Raw genomic sequence first — 23,382 nt, forward strand, 5'->3', positions numbered from 1 at the left:
CCGTCCGTTTGTCTTTTTCGTCCGGCGATGAACGCCGGATGTTCATGCAAATGTCGTCAGAGCCGCTGCCCTTCTGCGCTGAAATAGAGTGGGTTCTTGAGCGTCAGGCTGATCCGGTCCCCAGACCGGATGTGCAGATAGGGATCGGCCAATGTCACCAGCTTATGACTACCCACCTTGATATGCAGATGGTTCTGGTCGCCCAGATGCTCGATCCAGTCGATCTCGGCATTGGCATTGCCACCGGTGGCGATCTCAAGATGCTCGCTCCTGGCACCGACGCTCCGCGCGCCGGCCGGAACATGGCCACCGGGCAGAAGGTCCGCCGGCAGGATGTTGATATGCGGCTGGCCCAATCGTGCGGCGACATGCAGGTTGGCGGGGTTGGTGTAGATCTCGCGCGGCGTGCCGATCTGCACCAGCTTGCCTTCCGACAGGATGCCAATCCGGTCGGCCATGGTCATCGCCTCGATCTGGTCGTGGGTGACGTAGAGCATGGTCGAGCCGAGCTCTTTCTGGATGCGCTTCAGCTCCAGCCGCAATTCGCCGCGCAGTTTGGCGTCAAGCGACGACAGCGGTTCGTCCATCAGGTAAATCGCCGGCCGCCGCACCAGGGCCCGGCCGATGGCGACGCGTTGCATCTCGCCGCCTGAGAGCCGGGTGGCGCGGTTTTCCAGCTTATGGTCGATCCGCACCATTTTCGCGACGTCGCGAACGCGGGCGTCGATCTCGGCCTTGGTCGCCTTCCGTGCCGGCGATTTCAGGGGGAACGCCAGGTTCTCGTAGACCGTCAGATGCGGATAGAGCGAATATTGCTGGAAGACGAAGGCCACGTCGCGGCCAGCCGGCGCCTGCGAACCCATTTCCCGGCCGCCGATGCCGATCGTGCCCTTCTCAGGGTGCTCCAGCCCGGCGATCAGCCTCAGCGTCGTCGTCTTGCCCGCCCCAGTCGGACCAAGCAGGACGACAAATTCGCCATTGGCGATCGAAAGATTGAGGTTGTCGACCGCGACCTTGTCACCGAATGTCTTGGTGATCCCTCTGAGAATGACGTCAGCCATGGGCCGTTCCTTCATAAAGCGAAGATGGGATGGCGCGACCGGATCTGGCGTCGAACACCGAAAGCATTTCCGTGTTGAGTTCGAGGCCGACGGTCTCGCCGATGCGGAAATCGCGATCGGCCGGCAGGCGGGCTTTGACCAGCCCGGTCGGCGTTTCAACCGCCACGATCTGGTTGGTGCCAAGATATTCGCTGCCATAAATCGAGCCGCGCAGAGCGGAACTATCAGAGAAGCGGATATGCTCCGGCCGGATGCCAAGCGCCAATTCGCCCGGTGCGACATCGGCATGGATTTCCGGCACACCGACAGCAATCCCGGCGACGGAAACCGAGCGCGCGCCCTTCTGCAAGCCGCTCTGGAAGCGCATGAAATTCATCGGCGGCGAGCCGATGAAGTCGGCGACATACATCGTGGCCGGGCGATTGTAGATTTCCTGCGGCGTGCCGAATTGTTCGATGACGCCATGGTTCATCACCGCGATCTTGTCGGCCATCGCCATGGCTTCCAACTGGTCATGGGTGACGTAAACAGTCGTGGCATGGATACGGTTATGCAGTTCGCGCAGTTCGCGGACCATGACGTCGCGAAATTCGGCGTCGAGCGTACCGAGCGGCTCGTCCATCAGGAAGCATTTGGGCCGGCGAACGATTGAGCGGCCCAGTGCCACTCGCTGCCGGTCACCGCTCGCCAGACCTGAGACCGACCGGTTGAGGATATGCGTGATCTGCAGCAGCCGCGCCGTCTCCTCCACCCGCGCCTTGATCTCGGCCCGTGGCACACCCTGCGACAGCAGCGGAAAGCCGATATTCTTGCGCACATTCATATGTGGATAGAGCGCGAACAGCTGGAAGACAAAGGCGATGTCGCGGGCACTCGCCCGGTTGAAGGTCACGTCCTCGCCGCCAAGATAGATCGCACCGCTGGTCGGCAGTTCGAGCCCGGCGATCATCCGCAGCGTCGTGGTCTTGCCACAGCCCGACGGTCCCAGCAGCGCCAGGAACTCGCCGTCATGGACGACGAAACTCGAGTCCTGCACGGCGACGAAATCGCCGAACTCTTTCCTGAGATTCTGTATCCGGATTTCCGCCATGTCAGTGCTCCGGGAATTTCGACACGATGATGAACATGGCCGTACCGGCAAGCAGCACGATCAGCGAATAGGTGTAGAGTACCAGCGCGAAAGGTTGGAACAGCATCAGGAAGCCGAGCGCGATCAGCGCCGTGGCGACATTCTCCATCGGCCCGCGCCGGAAGAAGAAGGGATGGTTGTGCCGGGATTTCGGCGTTGGTTCGGACGTTGTCGTCATTTGCGGACCGCTCCGAAGGTGATGCCACGCAGCAATTGCTTGCGCAGGAGAATGGTGAAGACGAGGATCGGCACAAGGAAGATGGTTGTGCCGGCGGCCACGGCCGGCCAGTCCTGCCCGCCTTCGCCGATGATCGTCGGGATGAAGGGTGGTGCCGTCTGCGCCTCGCCGGAGGTCAGCAGTGCCGCGAAGGCATATTCGTTCCAGGCAAAGATCAGGCAGAAGATCGCCGTTGCTGCAATGCCGGTGGTTGCCTGTGGCAGCACGACTTTCCAGAAGGCCTGCAGCCGCGAATAGCCGTCGACCATCGCCGCTTCCTCATATTCCCGCGGGATTTCGTCGATGAAACCCTTGAGCAGCCAGACGGCGAGCGACACGTTGACGGCGGTGTAGAGCAGGATCATGCCAACCGCAGTGTCGGACAGCCCCAGCTCGCGATACATGAGGTAGATCGGGATCGCCACGGCGATCGGCGGCATCATGCGTGTCGACAGGATGAAGAACAGCAGATCGTCAGCCAGCGGCACTTTGAAGCGCGAGAAGCCATAGGCCGACAGCGTGCCGAGGAAGACGGCGAGGAAAGTCGAGCCGAAAGCGATGATCAGCGAATTGATGAAGCGCGGCAGGAAATTCGATGGACCGGCAATCACCATGTTGCGCTTGCGGGTCACCTGGTCGCAGATGCCCTGCGGCGCGCCCAGCGACTGGATATATTCCGGCGTCTGCCGGGTGCGCGTGGTGAAGAGGTTGCAATAACCTTCCAATGACGGCTGGAACACCAGCTTCGGCGGATAGCTGATCGAATCCGGCGGCGATTTGATGCTGGTGAGAAAGATCCAGGCCAGCGGCACGATGGTGATCAGCGCATAGAGGATGACGAGCGTCGCGGCGATGCGCTTGGAGGTCATGCTCGGTTCGACGACCGAATGGGCGGAATTTACGGCGCTCATCTCTGCTTCACCTTGTTAAGGGCCTTGACATAGATGTTGGCGAGGCCGAACACCGCGACGAAGAGCACGATGGCGAAAGCCGAGGCACGACCGGTCGCCCAGCTCTCGAAGGCCTCGCGCTTGAGCGTGATCGAGGCGACCTCGGTCGTCGATCCAGGGCCGCCGCCGGTGAGCAACGTCACCATGTCGAACATCTTGAAATTCTCGATGCCGCGGAACAGCACCGCCAGCATGATGAAGGGCAGCGCCATCGGCACGGTGATCGACCAGAATTGCCGCCAGGGAGAGGCACGGTCGACCTCGGCTGCTTCATAGATATAGTCGGGGATCGAACGCAGCCCGGCGAGGCAGATCAGCATCACATAGGGCGTCCACATCCAGGTATCGACGATGACGATCGCCCAGGGCGCCAGGTCGACATTGCCGAGCATCTGGATGTCGGAGGGCTGCAGGCCGGTGAAGAACGACACGACATAGGCGAACAGGCCGATCTGCGGCTCATAGAGGAAGCGCCAGAAATTGCCGACCACAGCCGGCGACAGCATCATCGGGATAAGGATGATCGTCGTCCAGAAGGCATGGCCGCGGAATTTCCGGTCGATCAGATAGGCAAGCCCGAAGCCGATGACCGTCTGCAGAATGATCGTCCAGAGGACGAAATGCGCCGTCGTCTGCATCGCGGTCCAGATATCGCTGTCGGTGAGCACGCGCTCGTAGTTGCGCAAGCCCACATTCTGCAGCGGCACGTTCGGCCGATTGGCGCGGTAATTGGTGAAGGACAGATAGATCGCCCAGATGAGCGGAAAGATGTTGATCGCAAGTAGAAGGATGATGGTCGGCGAGATGAACAGCCAGGCGATCGTCCGGTCGGAGAAACCGCGGATCCGGCTCGCCACCGGCTGTGGTGTCGCATGTGCTGCCGCATTGGCAGCCTTGTCGACAATAGAGGGGTTGGAAATGCTCAAGACGTCACCTGATCGTATGGACATGAGGCATCTGGCGGCCCGGCCATTGCCGGTCCGTGCCGCCAGGGGAGAGAATAACGCGCAATCCGCGATATTCCAAAGCCGGTTCAGGGCTCAGAGCTTGCCGTCGTCCTGGAAGGTTTCGGTCCAGTCCTTCACAAGGCCGTCCAGCGCTTCCTTGGCGGTGCCGTTGCCGGCCACGACATAGTTGTGGACGCGCTTCTGCATGGCCTGCAGCAGTGTCGCATAGCTCGGCTCGGCCCAGAAATCCTTGACGATCGCCATGGAGTCGAGGAAGGCTTGGGCATAGGGCTGGCTCTTGGCGAAGTCAGGCGCGTTGACGACCGCTTTCAGGCAAGAATAGCCGCCGAGTTCCCACCACTTCTTCTGCACATCCGACTGCGCGAACCACTTGATGTATTGAAGAGCAGCGTCACGCTTGTCTGAATAGGAGACCACCGAGATGCCCTGCCCGCCGAGCTGGGCGAAATGTGCCTTCTCCGCCGGGTTGGGGAAGAAGCCGATGCGGTCGCCGCCGACTTTCTCGTCCTTGTAGAGGCCAGGCCAGGTGAAGGCGAAGTTCATCTGCATGGCGACCTGGCCGGATTTGAAGGCGTCGGCCGATTCCACCATGTAGACGTTGGAGCTGCCCGGAGGCGTGCAGCAGTCATAGAGCTTCTTGTAGAATTCCAAACCCTTGACGGCATCGTCGGAATTGACGAAGCCTTGCATGTCATAGGGCTTCTTCGGATTGTCGTACTGGAAACCCCAGTCGTAGAGCACGTTGGTGACGCCCATGGTGATGCCTTCCGAGCCACGCTCGGTATAGATCGAGGCACCATAGACCGTCTTGCCATCGATCTGCCGCTTCTGGAAGAACTCGGCAATCTGCATCAGTTCGTCGTAGGTTTTTGGCGCCGCCAGGTCGTGGCCGTACTTTTCCTTGAATTCCTTCTGCAGTTCCGGCTTTTCGAACCAGTCCTTGCGATAGGTCCAGCCGACCACGTCGCCCATGGCCGGCAGCGCCCAATAGTTCGGCGAGTTCTTCGGCCATTCGGAATAGCCCAGCACCGTCGCCGGCACGAAGTCATCCATCTTGATGCCGTTCTTGTCGAAGAAGTCATTCAGCTTGACGTAATGGCCGTTCTCTGCCGAGCCACCGATCCATTGGCTGTCGCCGATGATCAGGTCGCAGAGCTTGCCATGCGAGTTGAGTTCGTTGAGGAAGCGGTCGGCATAGCTCGTCCACGGGACGAACTCGAATTTCATGTCGATCTTGGTCTTGGCGGTAAAATCCTTGGAGAGTTCCACCAAGGCATTGGCCGGGTCCCATGCGGCCCAGCAAAGCGTCAGCGTTTCCGCCTTCGCCAGGTTCGGCAGCGCCGAAGACATCACGGTCGCGCCAACAATCCCGATCAGGGACTTCCACTTCATCTGCATCCTATCCTCCCAAAAAACGGAGGCAGGCGTCACGCCCCCTCCCCGGCATTCCCCAAACCCGACATGGTCCTCGCTCTACCAATGTTGAGTTATTTGTTTAGCTACTTTAATTTTACTCAACAAGCAAGCAACAATCGTTGCTGCGGCGCAGCATTGCGCAGGAAGGCTTCTTCGGTATTGGAGAATTTGGGATAATGGCGGGGCAATCGCCTATGCGGCAAGGACCCTCTCTGGCCTGCCGGCCATCTCCCCCACAAGGGGGAGAAGACGCGCGGCATCCTCCCTGCCTCAATTGGGGCTCAGCGGAAGCCGCGGGTTAAGCTCCTCCCGCTTGTGGGGGTCCGAAGGACAGGTCGAGACCGGTGGCTCGACCCTGCAAGTTGGGGCGGGGTCTTCTAGCCATATGTGATGGTAAAGCATGCTGTACGTAGCGATCGCCACCGCTCCATGCCTATGCGCGACTCAGCGATAGCGGATGCCGTTGACGAAATAGCGAATGCATTGCCGCATATAGGCGGGCCTGTCGGTGTCACCGGGCCATTCCTCGCCCTGGCCAGTCTTGAGTGCGACGGCGCCGAACATCATGTCCATCAGGATGCCGGCCGCGACCTTCGTGTCCTCGACCGCGATCAGGCCGAGCGCCTTGCCTTCGGTTAGCCAATCGGCCAGCAAAGCCTTCGATTTGTCGCCGCCCTCCTTGCGCACCACCTGCCGCAATTCCGGGAAATGCCGTGACTCGATCAGGGTCATGCGGATAAAGCCGGCGCGCTGCTGCTCCGCCTCCGGACCGATATCGACGAGAAAGACCCGCTCGAGCTGGGTTTCCATCGGCACCTCGGAATCATGCGGCGGAAAGTCGAGCATGCTATGGCGATGTTCTTCCACCATTGCGGCGAAGAGATCGATCTTGCGCGGAAACAAGCGATAAAGCGTTCGCTTGGAGATATGGCAGCCATGGGCGATATCGTCCATCGAGGTCGCGCCATAACCGTTGCGCACGAAGAGATCAAGGGCCAGCCGGACGATTTTCGCCCGCTGCTCCTCGTCCGTGTGAACCTTCGGACGTCCCCTGCCACGTGCGACAATTTTGCCCAAGGTATGGACATCTTCCGGTCCAAATTGCCGCGCTGACTGCTGCATGACCACCCCATTCATTGACGTTCATCAATCGCCTGGACCATATCGGTACTGATGAGTTTCGTAAACATCATCAACCCGCCAAACATGGACATGCGACGATATGTCAAGGCGCGATGCGGCGAATGCAGATCAGGGCACCGGGGTGAGAACGAGACAATCAGGCGAGCAGCTCGGCCAGCTTACGGCTGGTGCCGTCCTCGTCGAGCGGCGTGTAGACAATGAGCTTGATATCGGGCTGGCTGGTCAGGCTGAGCCCAGTATATTCGAAGGCCATGCGACCCGCTATGGGGTGGTCGATGCGCTTGATGCCGGAAAGCGGGCTCAACACTTCATGTCGCGGCCACCATTGCCGGAATTCGGGACTGGCGCGATGCAGGATACCGATCAGCCGCTCGAAATCCGGGTCGCCGGCATAACGGGCACTGTCGGCGCGAAACATTGCCAGCGAATTGCGCGCCACCGCCTCCCAATCCACCAGCAGCCGACGGTGCGCGGGGTCTGCGAACACCCGATGCATGGTGTTGCGCTCGTCGCGGTCGAGGGTCTCGTAGCCGCCGAACAAAAGGTCTGCGGCCCGGTTCCAGGCGAGCACATCCCATCGGCGGCCGAGCACTTGCGCCGGCTGATGGGTGAGATTGTCGAGCATGCGCCGCAACGGCTCGCCAACCGTCTCCGGCGGCAGGCTTGCCGCGTGTCCTCCCTCCCTGGCGCCGAGCATCAACAGGTGCTGCCGCTCCGTCTCGTCCAGCTTGAGCGCATCGGCCAGCGCCTTCATCACCTGTGGTGACGGCCTCACATCCCGGCCCTGCTCCAGCCAGGTATACCAGGTCGTGCCCACACCCGCGATCATGGCGAGCTCCTCGCGCCGAAGCCCCGGCGTCCGTCTGCGCGAGCCGTCCGGCAGGCCAACTTCGGCCGGCCTCAGCCGCTCGCGACGGGAACGGAGGAAGGCCGCCAATTCGCGGCGGCGGGCTTCGTAGGGATCGAATTTCTGCTCCATTGAGCCAATCATATCAGTATCGATACCAGGATAAAACAGGAACTGTTTGGGTTTTCCCGACCGATCCATTGTGCGGCCGCGCCGGCAACAGAACGGCACATCATGATCATCAAGGAGAATTCAAATGGCATCCCAACATGCGGTCATCGTCGGCGGATCGTCCGGCATCGGCCTCGCCACCGCAGCCAAGCTTCTGCAACAGGGACTGACCGTCACCATCATCGGCCGCGACAAGGAAAAGCTGGAGGCCGCGGCACAGTCGCTGCCATCGGGCGTCCGCACGGCCTTCGCCGACGCTGAGAAGCCCGAAGACATCCATCTCGCGTTCGAAAGTGCCGGCCGGTTCGACCATATCGTGCTGGCACTCGGCAACGGTTTTGGCGGCGGGGCTTTCCCCACACTCGATATGGCCGATCTGCTCAAGGGCTTCCAGACGAAAGCCGTCGCACATGCGGCAGCCGCGCAAGCCGCCTTGCCCCATCTCAATCATGGCGGCAGCATCACTTTCGTCTCAGCCGTCAGCGCCCAGGCGGCACTGCCGGGCACGGCCGGGCTTGCGGCCGTCAATGCCGCGATCGAGACCATGGTGCCGGTGCTTGCGGTTGAACTCAAGCCGCTTCGGGTGAATGCGGTCTCGCCTGGGGTCATCGATACCCCATGGTGGAGTTTCATGCCCGATGCTCAGCGAACCGCGACATTCGATGGCTTCGCCGCCCGCACCCCGGTCGGCCGCGTCGGCCGGGCCGAAGAAATTGCCCAGGCAATCGCCTTCCTGATCGGCAATGGTTTCATGAGCGGGCATGTGCTGACATGCGACGGCGGCGTGCGCCACGGCGCGGCATAGGGCCGGCGCGCGCTCCCGATCTACGTCACGCCTGGGCGTGCTGCAAAATCCTGTTGAGATCGGTCGGCAGGGTGATGATAAAGGTGCTGCCCTTGCCGAGCGCGGACTGGACGTTGATGTCGCCGCCGAGATTGCGCACCAGCGATCGCACAAAAGCCAGCCCGATGCCCTCGCCGGGCTGGTTCTGTTCGCCCGACCGGCGGAAGAGTTCGAAAATCCGGTCGTGATCCTCAGGCGCTATGCCTCGGCCATTGTCGCTGACCGAAATCAGACATTGACCGGGGCCGTCGGGCCGAGCCTCGATGACAATTTCAATTGGGCGATCCGGCGCGCGGTATTTCACGGCATTGTCCAAGAGGTTGCCGAAGACCTGCTCGAACGAAATCTTGTCCGTGACGATCGATTTGACCTTGGCGACCACCTTCACATCGCCGCCGAAGGATGTCACCTGATGCTGGATGCTGTCGACACTGGCCTGCAGGACCGTCTCGACATCGAGTCGTTCGGGTGCCAGCTTCCGTCGGCCGTCGCGGGAAATCTTCAAAATCGCGTTGATAAGGCCATCCATCTTTTTCGTCGACGCGCGGATGAAGCCGATCGCTTCCGGCACATCCTCGCTGACGGCAGTTCGCGCCTGCAGGATCTCGTCCGGGGTCGGCTGGCGTTCATCGGCAAGCACGTAACCGCCGACCTCCTTCAACGCCACATCGAGCTCGCTGAGGAAGCCCATGATGTTGACCAGCGGCGCCCTGAGGTCGTGGGTGATGATATAGGCAAAGCGCTGGATTTCCTGATTGGCGCGGATGAGATCGCGTGTCCGCTCGTTGACGCGCAATTCAAGTCCTTTGTTGAGGATATCGAGCTCCTGGCGCGCATGCGACAGGCTCTGGACATACTCGAAAATGACGTAGGCTGCACCACCGACGACAATCAGGATGGCAGCCGCGCCGCCGAGGATGACCCAATAAAGCGTGCCTGCCGCATCGAGCTGATCACGGACGATGATCTGCAGCCGGCCATCGGTATAGGCCAGTGTATCATCCAGAGTGTCGCGGATATCGACCATATAGTTCCGCCCGACATCGGTTTTCATCAATGCCAAAGCGTCGGCCATGTGCCCGCCGCGCGCGAGATCGACGGTCTTCTTCAGTTCGACCATCTTCCCGGCTATGTCGCTGTTCAGCGTCGCGAGCCTGGCCCTGTATTCCGGAAAATTCTGGATGTAGCCGTCAAGCTTCTTCTCTCGTACGGGAATATCGATAACTGCGCCGTCATAAGGCGCCAGGTAGCGCTGGTCGCCTGTCAGCATAAAACCGCGCTGCCCGGTCTCGGCGTCCTGCACGACACGGAAGAGATCTACGATACCGCTGCGAACGCGGCGCAACGCTAGCGTCTCCTCCGAATAGGTGCTGTTGGCCTTGCTGAGCCAGATCGAGGTGCCGACAATGGTCACCAGCACCACGACACCGAGGGCGAGCATAATCAATGTAAAGCGCAGAAAGGATGCGCTGGATCTCATCCGGGTGCTCCTTGGGGCGAACCATCTTTTTAGACACGGACCAGCAGGAATGAAAGCGCTGTTGAAAAGGCTGTGCGATAATGCACCGAAGTTGAAGCGACCTGCTCTTGGAGAGTGTCGGCCGTTCCGGGAGTTTGACAGTACGCCCTAACGCAGCAGGCCTTGCCCACCGTCCACCCAGACCGGCGCTCCCGTGACATGCCGGGACCGGTCCGAGACCAGGAAGGCGATGACAGCGGCGACATCCTCGCTACGGCCGGGCTTGCCGCCGGTGATCGGCACCTGACCCTCCGGCCACTCGACGGGGATTTCCGTCTCCTCCTTGCCGCGAACATGCGTGCTGTCATTGATCTCAGTCTCGATGGCGCCGGGGCAGACGGCGGTGACGCGAATCGAATGCTTGCCGAGTTCGAGCGCCAATTGTTGGACGATCGCGACCTGGGCCGCCTTGGTCGCGGTGTAGGCGGTAGCGCCGGGCGTGGTGAATGTGCGGGTTCCGTTGATCGATGAGACGACGACAATCGCCCCGCCGCCGCCCTTCTTAAGATGCGGAACGGTCAGATGCAGCGTCAGATACGTGCCGCGCAGGTTGACCGCAATGGTCTTGTCCCATTCCTCTGGCCTGAGGTCGTCGATCGGCGCCCATACGCCATTGATGCCGGCATTGGCAACCACGACATCGAGCCGACCATATGCCTTGATCAACGTCTCGACGGCACCATGCATCTGCTTCTCATTCGAAACATCGGCGGCGAGCGACGTTGCTGTTCCACCGGCCTGAACGACGTCGGCGACAGTCCTGTCGTTCTCCCGCGGAGTATGGCCCAGCACGCCAACGCAAAAACCGTCGCGGGCAAGCACCAGCGCCGTCGCTTTGCCGATGCCGGAACCGCCGCCCGTCACCAGCGCCACCTTTGACTCGGTCATTTACAGATCCTCGCCTCGTTGTCCGACACCCAACGACTGCAATGCCCAGTGGTTCCGCCGTCATAGACCTTGTTCGGCCCAACCTTCGCTTCCGCACGCAGCGGCTGGCCTCGAGCAAGGACCTAAATAATCGCCCCTGTTGCGCGGCCGGTGTCGGATTTCTATTTCAGTCATTGAAAATGTCGCATCAAACGTCTTCAATAGGACGCGAGACCAGCAGGCACCGAAGACGGATAGTGGCGATCGTGAACCAACTCCAGACGAAAAATCTCATCGTGCGCATATTGATGTGGCTGTTCGAAATCTTCGCGGCCATCATCCTGATGGTCGACGCGGTGGCACGGCCGCTTTACCGTCCGCTGCTCAACTGGTTCGCCAGCCTCACCGTGATGCACCGCTTCGAGGCCTGGATCGCGACACTGCCGCGGTTTCTGATCCTGGTGTTCTTTGCCGTACCGTTTATCGTCGCTGAACCGCTGAAGGTGTTTGCCGTCTACCTCATCGCCATCGGCATGGTGGTCAGCGGCATAGTCCTGATGGCACTCGCCTATCTCGTCAGCTTCCTGATCGTCGAGCGTATCTATCACGCGGGCCGGGACAAGCTTCTGACCTATGCCTGGTTCAAATGGGGCATAGATCGCGTCGTCTTCGTGCGCAATCTGCTGTTGGCCGCCCGGGACGCCGCCATGCTTCGCCTCCGTTCATGGTTCCGATTCCGCTCGCCGGAGTGAACCGCTGATATCTGTTCGTTTCCGCGTGAATTGTGTGGAATGCGCGCTCTGCGCCAGGATGTGCTGCGTGAGTAGCCAGTAGCTTGTGTCCCGCGACAAATCTTGAATCAGCGTGTCAACCGACGTCGCCAAGCGATTCAACAGGTTGGGAAAAGACGTCTTTGAGATGTCGAACGAAGCCGAAAACGCGAATCGAAGGACGCACTTGCTCGTCGCCTGAGCGGCAAGGGGATGGCTGATATGGCGCCTGACGCAGGGTACTTGCAGGCGCCATATCCGACGCAATACGCAATGATAGGGATAGCTCGCATTCCATAAGGAACGGTAAACAGGCGCCTCGAACCGTCATCAATCAAGGCTGGCGGCTGCAGCAAAATCTGTGGCGGCATGGTGCACGGTCTTGCAAATTCCCGGCGGCCATCGCATTGCCTGACGGTAGAGACGTCAGCGTTGCCGTGAGGAAATCCGTGGCCAATCATATGTTCGACCGAATCCGCGCCGCCATCCCGTCGCTGGAAAAACCCTTCGCCTTCGTCGGCGACGAGCAGATCCTCTATCGCGACCTGTTGGAGCAATCGGCCGCTTTCGCCGGGGCGCTGAAAGCGCTCGGCGTCGCGCCGGGCGACCGGATCGCGGTGCAGGTGGAAAAGACGCCGGAGGTCATCGCGCTCTACCTCGCCTGCCTGCGCAGCGGCGCCGTGCTCCTGCCGCTCAACACCGGCTATACGCTCTCGGAACTGAGCTATTTCTGCGGAGATGCGGAACCTCGCCTGTTCGTCTGCACGCCAGGCCGGGAAGAAGAAATCCGCAGCATCGCCGCCGGCGCGAAAGTCGAAACACTCGGAGCCGACGGTGGCTCGCTCATCGACCTCGCACAAACTGCGCCACGCACAGACGACGTCGCTCGCGGTCCGGACGATCTCGCCGCGATCCTCTACACCTCCGGCACGACAGGCCGGCCGAAGGGCGCGATGATCACGCATGACAATCTCGCCTCCAATGCCGAGGCGCTGGTGAAACTCTGGCATTTCACGCCGGAAGACGTGCTGATCCATTCACTGCCGATCTTCCACACGCATGGCCTGTTCGTGGCGATCAATGTCACGCTGTTCGCCGGCGCCTCGCTGATCTTCCAGACGCGCTTCGACCCAGCCGAGATCATGGCCGCCATGCCGCATGCCACGGCACTGATGGGCGTGCCGACCTTCTATGTCCGCCTGCTGAGGGAGCCGGACCTGTCGCCGGAAGCGGTGCGGCACATGCGCGTCTTCATTTCCGGTTCGGCGCCGCTGCTGACCGAGACATTCAACGCCTGGCGCGAAAAGACCGGCCACACCATTCTCGAACGCTACGGCATGACCGAAACCAATATGAATACGTCGAACCCCTATGACGGCGATCGCATTGCCGGTACGGTCGGCATGCCGCTGCCCGGCACGGAGATCCGCACCGTCGATCCGGAGACCGGCACTCCGGTCGCGGCTGGCGAGATCGGTATGGTCGAGGTGCGCGGCCCCAATGTCTTCAAGGGCTATTGGCGGATGCCGGAAAAGACCGCGAGCGAATTCCGCCCCGATGGCTTCTTCATTACCGGCGACCTCGGCACGATCGATCAGCGCGGCTATCTGCAGATCGTCGGTCGCGGCAAGGACCTGATCATCGCCGGCGGCTTCAACGTCTATCCCAAGGAGGTCGAGACCGAACTCGACAGCCTGCCAGGCGTCATCGAAAGCGCCGTGATCGGCCTGCCGCATCCCGATCTCGGCGAGGCAGTGGCCGCCGTGATCGTGCGCGCACCCGGCAGCACAATCGACGAAAAGGCTGTTACCGCCGCCCTCGCCGACAAGCTCGCGCGCTACAAGCAACCGCGCTTCACAGCCTTCGTCACCGACCTGCCGCGCAACACGATGGGCAAGGTGCAGAAGAACATGCTGCGCGACACCTATAAGGATGTTTTCAAGGCCTGAGCTGCCTCAAACCTTTCCGGAAAACAGCGCCGAACCGCGCTTTTCCAGGAGTTTGAGCGAGGTATAGTCGAGGATCGAGAGCCCGCCATCGACCACCAGCGTCTGGCCGGTGACGAACGAGGCCTCGTCGCTGGCAAGGAAGGCGACGGCCGCGGCGATCTCCTTTGGCGAGCCCATGCGATTGAGCACGCCGGGCGGCAGTTCCCAGTCGCCGGAAGCCGTGCCGGCCGGGTTTTCCGCCGCATCCATGTCGGTGGCGATCCAGCCGGGGCTGACGCAATTGGCGCGAATACCGTGCGGTGCAGCCTCGACCGCGAGCGACCGCGTCAGCGCCTCCACAGCGGCCTTGGCGACACAATAGAGACCCCAATTGCCGTGCAGGGTCGCTGTCGAAGAAATGTTGACGATTGCTCCGCTGCCACCCGCTTTCATCACCGGCAGCGCGTAGGACGAAGCGAAATAGGTCGAGTCGAGATTGGGGCCGCGCAGCTTGTCCCAGCGCTGGCCGGGGCCGTCCTTGGGGACAATCCCCGATCGCCGCGAACCGACGCCAGCATTGTTGACCAGCACGTCGAGCCGCCCACCCCAATCAGTGACAGCCCCGATCAGCCGCGCCACGTCCGCTTCGACGGCCAGATCACATGGCAGGAACCGCCCCTGCCCGCCCATGGCTCGAATCTCAGTCTCGACGGCGAGCCCCTTGGCCTCGTCACGACCGGCAAAGACCACGCGCGCGCCCTCGCCGACGAAATAGTGCACGATTCCCCGACCGATGCCGGAATTGCCGCCGGTGACCAGCACCACCCTGTCCTTGAACCGCATGATCGAACCTCCCACTCTTCTCTGCCGTTACCATAACGATAGTTCCGGGCCGTGACCTGGACTATGCTGCGACCGACATCAACGAGGATATCCGATGACCTACGAGCTCTACTACTGGGACGGCATCCAGGGCCGCGGCGAATTCGTGCGATTGGCACTCGAAGAGGCCGGCGCCGGCTATGTCGACATGACCCGCGAAAGCGGCTCAGGACGCGGCACCGGCGCAATGATGAACCTGATGAAGAGCAAAGCCGAGGCGCATATCCCCTTCGCTCCGCCCTTCCTCAGGGATGGCGACCTGATCATCTCGCATGTCGCCAACATCCTGCTCTATCTCGGCCCGAAACTGGGCCTCGCGCCGAAGGACGAGAAACTGCGCTACATCACCAACGGCCTGCAGCTGACAATCACCGACTTCGTCGCCGAGGTGCATGATACCCATCACCCGATCGCCACGTCGCTTTATTACGAAGACCAGAAGGACGCGGCCAAGGCACGCTCGACCACCTTCATCGAGGAGCGCATCCCGAAATTCCTCGGCTATTTCGAGCGCGTGCTGGAGCAGAACCCATCCGGCCAGAAGCATGTCGTCGGCGATGCGCTGACCTATGTCGACCTGTCGCTGTTCCAGATCATCGAGGGCCTGCGCTATGCCTTCCCCAAGGCAATGCGAGGCGCGTCCAAGGATTACCCATTGCTTGTTGCCCTTCACGACAGGGTCAAGGAACGCAAGAACATTGCCGCTTACCTCGCTTCACCGCGGCGACTGGCGTTCAACGAGGATGGAATCTTTCGTCACTATCCGGAACTGGATTCGGACTGAAATCCAGCCACCGGCGCTCCGGCTTGAAAAGTCTCGAAACGCTCCAGCGCCCGCTCGATTGCGGGCTTTAGTCCCTCCCGTCTGTCATCGACGAACCAGGTCCATTTCTGCTGCTGCAATCTGCCGTTCTTGCGGTCCATCTTCAGATCGATGGCAGCGACAATCTCGTCGCCGGCAAGCACCGGCAACGCGAAATAACCGAGCACGCGCTTGTCGGCCGGCACATAGGCTTCGAAACGATGCTCATAGTTGAACAGCATCTGCAGCCGCTTGCGCTGGATGATCAACGGGTCGAATGGCGAGAGAATATGCACCGTCGCCGGGTTGGGAGATTCGGGCGGCGCATCGAGCAGCTCAGGCGCCACCCAGTGCGGTACTTTTGCCAATGGATCGACTTGGACAGGCACGAGCTCCTTGCGCCGCAAAGCACCATTGATCAGCGGCATCACGTTCGCCTTCCACTTGACGTCGCCATAGCAGATCGAATCGAGGCTGACCACGCCCTGCGACCTGAGCGCCCGGGCGAGCAGATATTTCGCATAATCGGTGTCGCTGGCCGGCTTCGGCCGCTCGGCCCAGCCGAAATGCCGGTCGGTCAACTCATAGGTTTTGAGCATGCCGGTGCGCTTGCCGATCACAAGATCGCCGGTGTAGAAGCCGAATTGCAGCGCCCGCTTCGACGGCTTGCGGCTGGCCCAGAGATGCATCTTCTCTTCCAGCACGTCGTCTTCGATGTCGCGGATGGAGAGCGCGCCCTCGTCGCGAATGCGTTTGATCAGCGCCTTGTAATCCTTGGGATCAACTTGGAGATAGCGGCCTGGATCTTTCCGGTACTCCTTCATCGCCGGGATGAAATAGCGATAGTCGGGCGAAGGAACGTAGGCCAGCGCATGCGTCCAATATTCGAACACGGATTTTTCGTTCGATTGCGCCTCTTCCAGATCCTCGCGGCGATAGCGCGGGATGCGGGAATAGAGAATGTGGTGATGACTGCGCTCGATGACGTTGATCGTATCGATCTGCACATAGCCGAGATGCTCGACCGTGCGCCGCACCGCCTCCGGCCCAGCCCCGAACGGCTCCTCGACATCGAGCTTCTGCGCCGCGATCCAGATCGCACGCGCTTTCGAAATCGGCACCGGCAGCGACGTCTTTCCCAATGATCCCTCCGACGGTTCTACGACTCACGGCATATCCACTTGCCAGAGCTACAGGATTGCCTATCGTCCGGACAACTAATGGCAACAGTCGCCACGTCTCCCGCAACGGAACCCTGAAATGGCCAAACGCAGCGCCGGTCTTCTGATCTATCGTCACAGACCGGACGGGCCGGACGTCCTTCTCGTCCATCCCGGCGGTCCGTTCTGGGCGAAGAAGGACGACGGTGCCTGGTCGATCCCGAAGGGCCTGGTGGAAGACGGCGAAGACGAACTGGCCGCCGCCCGGCGCGAGACTCGGGAGGAAATCGGTGTTGCCGTCGATGGCACCTTCAAGCCGCTTGGTGAATATAAGCAGCCGGGCGGCAAGATCGTCGCCGCCTGGGCGGTGGAGGCGGATTTCGATGTCTCGGCCATCGTCAGCAACATGTTTCAGATGGAGTGGCCGCCAAAGTCCGGGCGCATGCAGGACTTCCCCGAAGTCGATCGCGCCAGCTGGTTCGACCTTACCCAGGCGAGATCGAAAATCCTGAAGGGCCAGGCACTTATCCTCGATGCGCTCGCGCGGCACCTTCATCTTGCGATGCCGTGAAATCCGGCCTTCACGTTACGTCTACCTGCTTGCGCCCACGAATCGTAGTAGGACCTTGGCATCGCTCTGCCGCCGAAACGGGAACCATCGGGATCTTGGACGCGCATTCTGAACTCATCGAACTCTCTGCTGGACCGCTGACGATCGGGCTGGCGCCGGCAATCGGCGGCAGCCTGGCCTATTTCCGGCACGGCGGCATCGACCTGATGCGGCCTTTGTCGCTGGAAGAATGGGAGGCGGGCAATGTGCTGGGCGCGGCCATGTTTCCAATGCTGCCCTATGTCAACCGCATCGCCGGCAACGCATTCGAATTCGACGGACGGCGATGGAATTTCTCTCCCAACAATCCACCCGACCCACTGACCTTGCACGGCGATGGCTGGAAATCCGCATGGCGGTCGCAGCGCGAGGGGAGCGGCGTATTGCTCAGTCTCGACCATATCGCCCCGGAAGAACCCTATTCTTACGACGCGACCCAGCATTTCGAGCTTTCGCCGGATGGCCTCACGATAACGATGCGCATGACCAATCATGGCGGACTTGCCATGCCCTTCGGCTTCGGCCTGCATCCGTGGTTCCCGCGCAACGCCGGGACAGACCTCGCCTTCCGCTCCAGCCATTTCTTCATGGAAGGCCCTGACCACCTCGTCACCGAAGTGATCGCAACGCCACCCGAACTCGATTTTGCCGCCCACCGTCCGTTGCCGGACACCTGGCACAACAACGACTATGGCGGCTGGGACGGCAAGGCGGAGATCCGTTTTCCGGAAACCGGGCTCGGGCTTGTGATCGAAGCCGATCCGGTCTTCGGGCACCTGATGCTTTACGCTGACCCGACAAAGCCATTCTTCTGCTTGGAGCCGCAAAGCCACGCCCCGGATGCGTTCAACCGCATGAACCGCCGCAGCGGCGATCTATTCGGCGGCCATGTTCTCGAACCGGGCGAAAGCCTGTCCGGCACAGTTGGCTTTCTGCCATTCACTCTCTGACAAGATTGCGCTACGGCCGCAACCAATTCGTCGCATTGACGTTCGACGCCATCCGCTCATATATGAAGGCAAACTACACAGTTTACCTTCATATATGAGCTTGCCGATGGAAGAGCTTTCGACCACAGTGGATGACACGCTGGCATCGCAGCTTGCCGGCGAACTGCATATGCTGATCGGCAAATTCCGGCAGCGGCTGCGCGAACAGGCATCGCTGGGCGATTTGACACGATCGCAGGCCGCAGTTTTGCGCCGCCTCTACCGTGATGGGCCGGCAACGGTGACGGCGCTTGCCAAGGCCGAAAACATGCGGCCGCAATCGATGGGCGCGACCACGGCGGCACTGCAAAGTGCTGGCTTGATCACCGGCGCCCCCGATCCCGACGATGGCCGCCAGACCATCCTGTCATTGACGCCGGACTGCATGGCGTGGATCAGCGATGGCCGCGCCGCCCGCCAGGACTGGCTGCACCGTACGATCCTCGCCGAACTTTCCCATGCAGAGCAGCAGCGGGTCATGGACGCCATTATTCTCCTCAACCGCCTGGTGGAGTCGGACCGGAAATGACCATCGCTCACCGCACTGCCGGAGCCTGACGGACATGTTCAACGGCATGTTCCGCTCCCTCAACAACCGCAATTACCGCATCTGGGCGAGCGGTGCGATCGTCTCCAATATCGGCACCTGGATGCAGCGCACCTCGCAGGACTGGCTGGTCCTGACCGAGCTCACCCATAACAATGCCTCGGCCGTTGGCATCGTCATGGCGCTGCAATTCGGCCCGCAATTCCTCTGCCTGCCTCTGACCGGCGTCGCCGCCGACTATTTCGATCGCCGCAAGCTGATCATGGTGACACAAGCGACGATGGCGGGGCTCGCCATCGCCCTCGGCCTGCTGACCGTCAGCGGCCTGGTGCAGCTCTGGCACGTCTATGTCTTCGCCTTCCTGTTCGGCTGCACCTGCGCTTTCGATGCGCCGGCGCGGCAGGTGTTTGTCTCCGATCTCGTCGGCGACGGGGACCTGCCGAATGCCGTGGCGTTGAACTCCACCTCGTTCAATTCAGCCCGCATGATCGGCCCCGCCGTGGCCGGCATCGTCATCGGCACGGTCGGCACCGGCTGGAGTTTCCTGCTCAACGGACTGTCGTTCGTCGCCGTCCTGGCTTCGCTCTTCCTCTTGCGCAAGAACGAACTGCATCAAGGCGGCAGGGCAGCAGGGCGCGCGGCAGGCTTCACCGAAGGTTTCCGCTATGTGGCGCGCCGCGATGACCTGAGGACGATCCTGATCATGCTGTTTCTGATCGGCACGTTCGGACTGAATTTCCCGATCTTCATCTCGACCATGTCGGTGGTCGTCTTCCATGTCGGGCCAAGCCGGTATGGCGTGCTCTACTCGGTCATGGCGATCGGCACGGTCACCGCCGCCCTGCTCGCCGCCCGGCGGGAAAAGCCTTACATGGCGCTGCTGATGGGCGGCGCGCTGCTGTTCGGCTCGGGATGCACGCTCGCCGCCGTCATGCCGAATTATTACCTCTTTGGCGCCGCCCTCGTCCTGATCGGAATCTCGGCGCTGACGCTGACCAATTCCTCCAACGCGCTGATGCAGCTCTCGACGGAGCCATATATGCGCGGCCGCGTCATGGCGATCCGCCTCGCCGTCGCCCTGGGCGGCACGCCGATCGGGGCCCCGATCGTCGGCTGGGTGGCAGACACATACGGCCCGCGCTGGGCACTGTCAGTCGCCGCGGCGGGCGGTTTCGTCGCGGCTCTGGTGGCGCTGCGTTACCTCCTGCGTCATGGCCAGTTTCCGCTTTCGCTTTCGGGCGGACGCCTGCGATTTCATGCCGGCAGCCCGGATCCGCCCGCCGCGCCCGGCGGGTGACGGAAGGCGGAACTTTCCATGAGCGGCACGGTTTCCTCCCCGCATAGGAGGAAGACATGCACAGTTATGAACGCTACCAGAAGAGCCTTGTGCCGGTCGGCGCCATTGTCGTGCGCCTCTATAATTCCGACGGCCAGATCCGCGGCTTCATCCGCGAGGTCGAAGCCGATGAAAGGGAAGCCATCCTGCCAAGCGAAGAGCTGGAAGTGCAGACGGCATTGCGCCTTGCTGAAAACAAGCAGGTCAACGATCCGAATGCGCCAATTTACATCGTGTTACGGGAAGATGTCCGCTGGGATGCGGCCTGGGGCGTGCTGCACTAGCAACCCGCGGAGCGGATCTCCCCGCGGGTGATTTCCGCGGCAAGCCAATAGTTGGCCGCTCCACTTTTACGGTGCCTCGGCGCATTTGCCTTAAAAAATAGACGTTTCAACAACCGCTGCGGTTGACGCCCGGCGGCTTGCCGGTGAAAAATCGTCCAAATCAGCAAGGGAGCGCAGCATGACCAAGGTCACCTACCATATCGTCCAGCACGATGGCGGCTGGGCCTATAAGCTCGGCGACGTCTACTCCGAAGCCTTCGCGACGCATAACGAAGCGATCCGGCGAGCACGCCTCGTCGCGCTCGAACAGCAGGTCGGCGGCGAGCCCACGGAAATCTCCTATCAGGACAAGAACGGCGAATGGCATTATGAACATGCCGATGGCGGCGACCGGCCGGAAGCCGATGTCGAAGATACGCCGGCCTGAGCCATCTGGGAATTGAGCGGTAGAACGGCGGATCGCCTCCGCCGCTCTCGTTTCAAACCTGAAAAATCAGGCAGCGCTCTCGAGCTTGTCCTGCGTCTTCGTCTCGAAATCGCTCGCGTCATGGCGTTCGCGCAGCTGGCTCGAAAGCTCCCCCGACATGCGGTTGACCATGCGGCCGCGCTGGACGGCCGGGCGCTCAAAAATCTGCTCGGCCCAGCGCTGGATATGTTCGTATTCATGAACCGACAGGAAGGTGGCGGAGTCGCCATACTGCCAACCCTTCACCAAGCCGCCATACCAGGGCCAGACCGCCATATCGGCGATCGAATATTCGCTGCCGGCCAGATATTCGGCTTCGGCGAGCCGCTTGTCGAGCACATCGAGCTGGCGCTTGACCTCCATGGAGAAACGGTCGATCGCATATTCATTCTTCATCGGCGCATAGGCATAGAAATGCCCAAAGCCGCCGCCGAGATAGGGCGCGCTGCCCATCTGCCAGAACAGCCAGTTGCGCGCTTCCGTCCGGGCCTTGATCTCGGTGGGGAAGAAAGCGTCGAATTTTTCCGCGAGATACATCAGAATCGAACCCGATTCGAAAACGCGGATCGGTTCGGGGCCGCTATGATCCATCAGCGCCGGGATCTTTGAATTCGGATTGACCCCAACGAAGCCGCTGCCGAACTGCTCGCCATCGCCGATCTTGATCAGCCAGGCGTCATATTCGGCACCGGTATGGCCGGCCGCAAGCAGTTCCTCAAGCATGATCGTGACTTTGACGCCATTCGGCGTGGCCAGCGAATAGAGCTGCAACGGATGGCGGCCGACCGGCAATTCCTTGTCATGCGTCGGACCAGCAATCGGCCGGTTGATATTGGCGAACTGGCCTCCGCTGGCCTTGTTCCAGGTCCAGACTTTCGGGGGGACGTATTCGGATGTCTCGGTCAATGTGATGCTCCTGCGCTTGCAAAACCCGGTGCCGGTGGCGTTCCGGCAAATGTATGGGCTACTGATCATATATAGCAACGACGATCGCCCTACGACAATGTCTGCCGGTCGTCGTCTTCACCTCATCCGGCAATTGTCCCTGTTCGCCTCATAGCAATTCGTTTGCATTTTCGCAGCGAGCCAATAGTCTCGCAACTCGTCAGAGGGGAAACTGGCGGAATAAAAAGGAGCTAAAAATGAGCGTCCAACCATCGATGAAAAACTTCAGACTTGCAGTCCTCACCGGCGCCCTGCTGGCAGCGATCGCTCTTCCGGCCCTCGCCGAAACGGTCATCCACCGTGGCAATGGCGGCGAGCCGCAATCGCTAGACCAGGCGCAAATCTCGATCGATATCGAAGGCTTTATCGTCCGCGACCTCTCGGAGGGCCTGACCGTCTATGACGCCAAGGGCAATGTCATTCCGGGCACAGCGGAAAGCTGGAAGATCTCCGACGACGGTACGGTCTACACGTTCAAGATCCGCGACAACGCCAAATGGTCCGATGGTTCGCCGGTGACGGCGTCCGACTTCGTCTATTCGATGACCCGCCTTCTCGATCCCGCCACGGCGGCCGGCTATGCCAATATCCTCTTCCCGATCAAGAATGCCGAGCCGTTCAATTCGAAAAAGGCAAAGGCCTCCGACCTCGGCCTTAAGGCAGTCAACGACAAGACGCTGGAAATCACGCTCGAACGTCCCACTCCCTATTTCCTCCAGCTGCTGGTCCATTACACCGCGATCCCCGTCAACAAGGCGAGCATCGACAAATATGGCAAGGATTTCACCAAGCCCGGCAAGATGGTCTCCAACGGCGCCTATATGCTGACCGAATATGTCGCCAACGACCACATCACCGCCGTCAAGAACCCCTATTACTGGGATGCGGCGAATGTGAAGATCGACAAGGTGATCTATAACCCTTCGGAGGATCAGTCCGCGACCGAACGCGCCTTCGAGAATGGCGAACTCGACCTCGTCTACAATTATCCTGCCGACCAGCGCGACTTCCTCAAGAAGAAGCTGAGCAACGAGCATGTCTATGCCAGCCCGGCGCTTTCGACTTATTATTATGTGTTCGACGGCCGGCATGAGCCGTTCAGCGACGTGCGCGTGCGCAAGGCGCTGTCCATGGCGGTCGACCGCAATTTCCTGGCCGAGAAGATCTATGGCGGCGCCCAGCTGCCGACCTACAATCTCGTTCCGCCCGGCATTCAGGGCTATACCCAGCCGAAGTCGGAAATCGCCGACATGGACCAGCTTGACCGTGAGGACGCCGCCAAGGCGCTGCTGAAGGAGGCCGGCTATGGCGAGGGCGGCAAGCCGCTCAACATCGACATCCGCTACAACACCAATGAGAACCACAAGAAGGTGGCGATCGCCGTCGCCGATATGTGGAAGGCGATCGGCGCCAATGTCACGACGCAGAACCTCGACGTGAAGGCGCACTACGCCTACCTGCAGGAAGGCGGCAAATTCGACGTCGCCCGTGCCGCCTGGGCCGCCGACTATGCCGACCCCGAGAATTTCCT

At 61.0% G+C, this 23,382-nt stretch carries 24 protein-coding genes; 11 read left to right on the forward strand and 13 right to left on the reverse strand.

Features of this window, described 5'->3' with window-relative positions:
* Positions 1 to 56: 56 nt before the first annotated feature.
* From AC1DYF_RS16560 to AC1DYF_RS16595, 8 genes are all read right to left on the reverse strand, one after another.
* Positions 57 to 1,061 (reverse strand): ABC transporter ATP-binding protein, encoded by a 1,005-nt coding sequence (locus tag AC1DYF_RS16560; protein ID WP_477877838.1) that lies wholly within the window; start codon positions 1,059 to 1,061, stop codon positions 57 to 59.
* Positions 1,054 to 2,151, reverse strand: a complete 1,098-nt coding sequence (locus AC1DYF_RS16565) for an ABC transporter ATP-binding protein (protein WP_477877839.1) — start codon at positions 2,149 to 2,151, stop codon at positions 1,054 to 1,056. Before AC1DYF_RS16565 ends, AC1DYF_RS16560 begins: the two co-directional genes overlap by 8 nt.
* Position 2,152: 1 nt before the next feature.
* Positions 2,153 to 2,368 (reverse strand): hypothetical protein, encoded by a 216-nt coding sequence (locus AC1DYF_RS16570; protein ID WP_477877840.1) that lies wholly within the window; start codon positions 2,366 to 2,368, stop codon positions 2,153 to 2,155.
* Positions 2,365 to 3,318 carry a carbohydrate ABC transporter permease gene (locus AC1DYF_RS16575; RefSeq protein WP_477877841.1) on the reverse strand — a complete coding sequence of 318 codons (954 nt, stop codon included), beginning with the start codon at positions 3,316 to 3,318 and terminating at the stop codon, positions 2,365 to 2,367. The genes AC1DYF_RS16570 and AC1DYF_RS16575 overlap by 4 nt, the downstream gene beginning before the upstream one ends.
* A complete protein-coding gene (locus tag AC1DYF_RS16580; protein ID WP_477877842.1) occupies positions 3,315 to 4,283 on the reverse strand; it encodes a carbohydrate ABC transporter permease in 969 nt (322 codons plus the stop codon). Before AC1DYF_RS16580 ends, AC1DYF_RS16575 begins: the two co-directional genes overlap by 4 nt.
* 114 nt (positions 4,284 to 4,397) lie before the next feature.
* The gene (locus tag AC1DYF_RS16585) at positions 4,398 to 5,723 is read right to left on the reverse strand and encodes an ABC transporter substrate-binding protein (RefSeq protein WP_477877843.1); all 1,326 of its coding nucleotides are present in this window, start codon (positions 5,721 to 5,723) and stop codon (positions 4,398 to 4,400) included.
* Between the two features lie 462 nt (positions 5,724 to 6,185).
* The gene (locus tag AC1DYF_RS16590) at positions 6,186 to 6,818 is read right to left on the reverse strand and encodes a TetR/AcrR family transcriptional regulator (protein WP_477877844.1); all 633 of its coding nucleotides are present in this window, start codon (positions 6,816 to 6,818) and stop codon (positions 6,186 to 6,188) included.
* A gap of 202 nt (positions 6,819 to 7,020) precedes the next feature.
* Complete coding sequence (locus tag AC1DYF_RS16595) at positions 7,021 to 7,875, reverse strand: helix-turn-helix transcriptional regulator (protein WP_477877845.1); 855 nt, start codon at positions 7,873 to 7,875, stop codon at positions 7,021 to 7,023.
* A 112-nt stretch (positions 7,876 to 7,987) separates the two neighbouring features.
* On the opposite strand from AC1DYF_RS16595, the gene AC1DYF_RS16600 reads away from it, so the two are divergent.
* On the forward strand, positions 7,988 to 8,707 hold the full coding sequence (locus tag AC1DYF_RS16600; protein WP_477877846.1) for an SDR family oxidoreductase: 720 nt from the start codon (positions 7,988 to 7,990) through the stop codon (positions 8,705 to 8,707).
* A 25-nt stretch (positions 8,708 to 8,732) separates the two neighbouring features.
* Here AC1DYF_RS16600 and AC1DYF_RS16605 read toward each other — a convergent pair whose 3' ends face one another.
* Positions 8,733 to 10,226, reverse strand: a complete 1,494-nt coding sequence (locus AC1DYF_RS16605) for a sensor histidine kinase (protein WP_477877847.1) — start codon at positions 10,224 to 10,226, stop codon at positions 8,733 to 8,735.
* 147 nt (positions 10,227 to 10,373) lie between these two features.
* Positions 10,374 to 11,153 (reverse strand): SDR family oxidoreductase, encoded by a 780-nt coding sequence (locus tag AC1DYF_RS16610; RefSeq protein ID WP_477877848.1) that lies wholly within the window; start codon positions 11,151 to 11,153, stop codon positions 10,374 to 10,376.
* A gap of 245 nt (positions 11,154 to 11,398) precedes the next feature.
* On the opposite strand from AC1DYF_RS16610, the gene AC1DYF_RS16615 reads away from it, so the two are divergent.
* Complete coding sequence (locus tag AC1DYF_RS16615; RefSeq protein ID WP_477877849.1) at positions 11,399 to 11,884, forward strand: hypothetical protein; 486 nt, start codon at positions 11,399 to 11,401, stop codon at positions 11,882 to 11,884.
* A gap of 467 nt (positions 11,885 to 12,351) precedes the next feature.
* The gene (locus tag AC1DYF_RS16620; protein ID WP_477877850.1) at positions 12,352 to 13,851 is read left to right on the forward strand and encodes a malonate--CoA ligase; all 1,500 of its coding nucleotides are present in this window, start codon (positions 12,352 to 12,354) and stop codon (positions 13,849 to 13,851) included.
* A 6-nt stretch (positions 13,852 to 13,857) separates the two neighbouring features.
* Here the strand turns inward: AC1DYF_RS16620 and AC1DYF_RS16625 are convergent, their stop codons facing one another.
* Complete coding sequence (locus AC1DYF_RS16625) at positions 13,858 to 14,673, reverse strand: SDR family NAD(P)-dependent oxidoreductase (protein ID WP_477877851.1); 816 nt, start codon at positions 14,671 to 14,673, stop codon at positions 13,858 to 13,860.
* A gap of 94 nt (positions 14,674 to 14,767) precedes the next feature.
* Here AC1DYF_RS16625 and AC1DYF_RS16630 point away from each other — a divergent pair, with 94 nt between their 5' ends.
* Complete coding sequence (locus tag AC1DYF_RS16630; protein WP_477877852.1) at positions 14,768 to 15,496, forward strand: glutathione S-transferase; 729 nt, start codon at positions 14,768 to 14,770, stop codon at positions 15,494 to 15,496.
* On the opposite strand, the gene AC1DYF_RS16635 is transcribed toward AC1DYF_RS16630, so the two are convergent.
* On the reverse strand, positions 15,472 to 16,656 hold the full coding sequence (locus AC1DYF_RS16635) for a winged helix-turn-helix domain-containing protein (RefSeq protein WP_477877853.1): 1,185 nt from the start codon (positions 16,654 to 16,656) through the stop codon (positions 15,472 to 15,474). The genes AC1DYF_RS16630 and AC1DYF_RS16635 overlap by 25 nt on opposite strands.
* 118 nt (positions 16,657 to 16,774) lie before the next feature.
* Here AC1DYF_RS16635 and AC1DYF_RS16640 point away from each other — a divergent pair, with 118 nt between their 5' ends.
* The 6 genes from AC1DYF_RS16640 to AC1DYF_RS16665 all read left to right on the forward strand — a co-directional run bounded on the left by AC1DYF_RS16640 (position 16,775) and on the right by AC1DYF_RS16665 (position 20,867).
* Entirely contained in the window at positions 16,775 to 17,245 is a 471-nt protein-coding gene (locus tag AC1DYF_RS16640; RefSeq protein WP_477877854.1) for an NUDIX hydrolase, read from the forward strand.
* 95 nt (positions 17,246 to 17,340) lie between these two features.
* Positions 17,341 to 18,234 (forward strand): aldose 1-epimerase, encoded by an 894-nt coding sequence (locus AC1DYF_RS16645; protein ID WP_477877855.1) that lies wholly within the window; start codon positions 17,341 to 17,343, stop codon positions 18,232 to 18,234.
* Between the two features lie 106 nt (positions 18,235 to 18,340).
* On the forward strand, positions 18,341 to 18,802 hold the full coding sequence (locus AC1DYF_RS16650; protein ID WP_477877856.1) for a MarR family winged helix-turn-helix transcriptional regulator: 462 nt from the start codon (positions 18,341 to 18,343) through the stop codon (positions 18,800 to 18,802).
* A 34-nt stretch (positions 18,803 to 18,836) separates the two neighbouring features.
* Entirely contained in the window at positions 18,837 to 20,117 is a 1,281-nt protein-coding gene (locus AC1DYF_RS16655) for an MFS transporter (protein ID WP_477877857.1), read from the forward strand.
* Between the two features lie 56 nt (positions 20,118 to 20,173).
* On the forward strand, positions 20,174 to 20,440 hold the full coding sequence (locus AC1DYF_RS16660; protein ID WP_477877858.1) for a hypothetical protein: 267 nt from the start codon (positions 20,174 to 20,176) through the stop codon (positions 20,438 to 20,440).
* 178 nt (positions 20,441 to 20,618) lie between these two features.
* Positions 20,619 to 20,867 (forward strand): DUF2188 domain-containing protein, encoded by a 249-nt coding sequence (locus tag AC1DYF_RS16665; RefSeq protein ID WP_477877859.1) that lies wholly within the window; start codon positions 20,619 to 20,621, stop codon positions 20,865 to 20,867.
* Positions 20,868 to 20,933: 66 nt separating this feature from the next.
* Here AC1DYF_RS16665 and yghU read toward each other — a convergent pair whose 3' ends face one another.
* Positions 20,934 to 21,812: a glutathione-dependent disulfide-bond oxidoreductase gene (yghU, locus tag AC1DYF_RS16670; RefSeq protein WP_477877860.1), complete on the reverse strand. Its 879-nt coding sequence runs from the start codon at positions 21,810 to 21,812 to the stop codon at positions 20,934 to 20,936.
* A 236-nt stretch (positions 21,813 to 22,048) separates the two neighbouring features.
* On the opposite strand from yghU, the gene AC1DYF_RS16675 reads away from it, so the two are divergent.
* Positions 22,049 to 23,382 (forward strand): peptide ABC transporter substrate-binding protein (locus AC1DYF_RS16675; protein WP_477877861.1); only part of this gene is annotated, 1,334 nt, incomplete at its 3' end.

The organism is Rhizobium sp. P2_G9 (assembly GCF_056403475.1).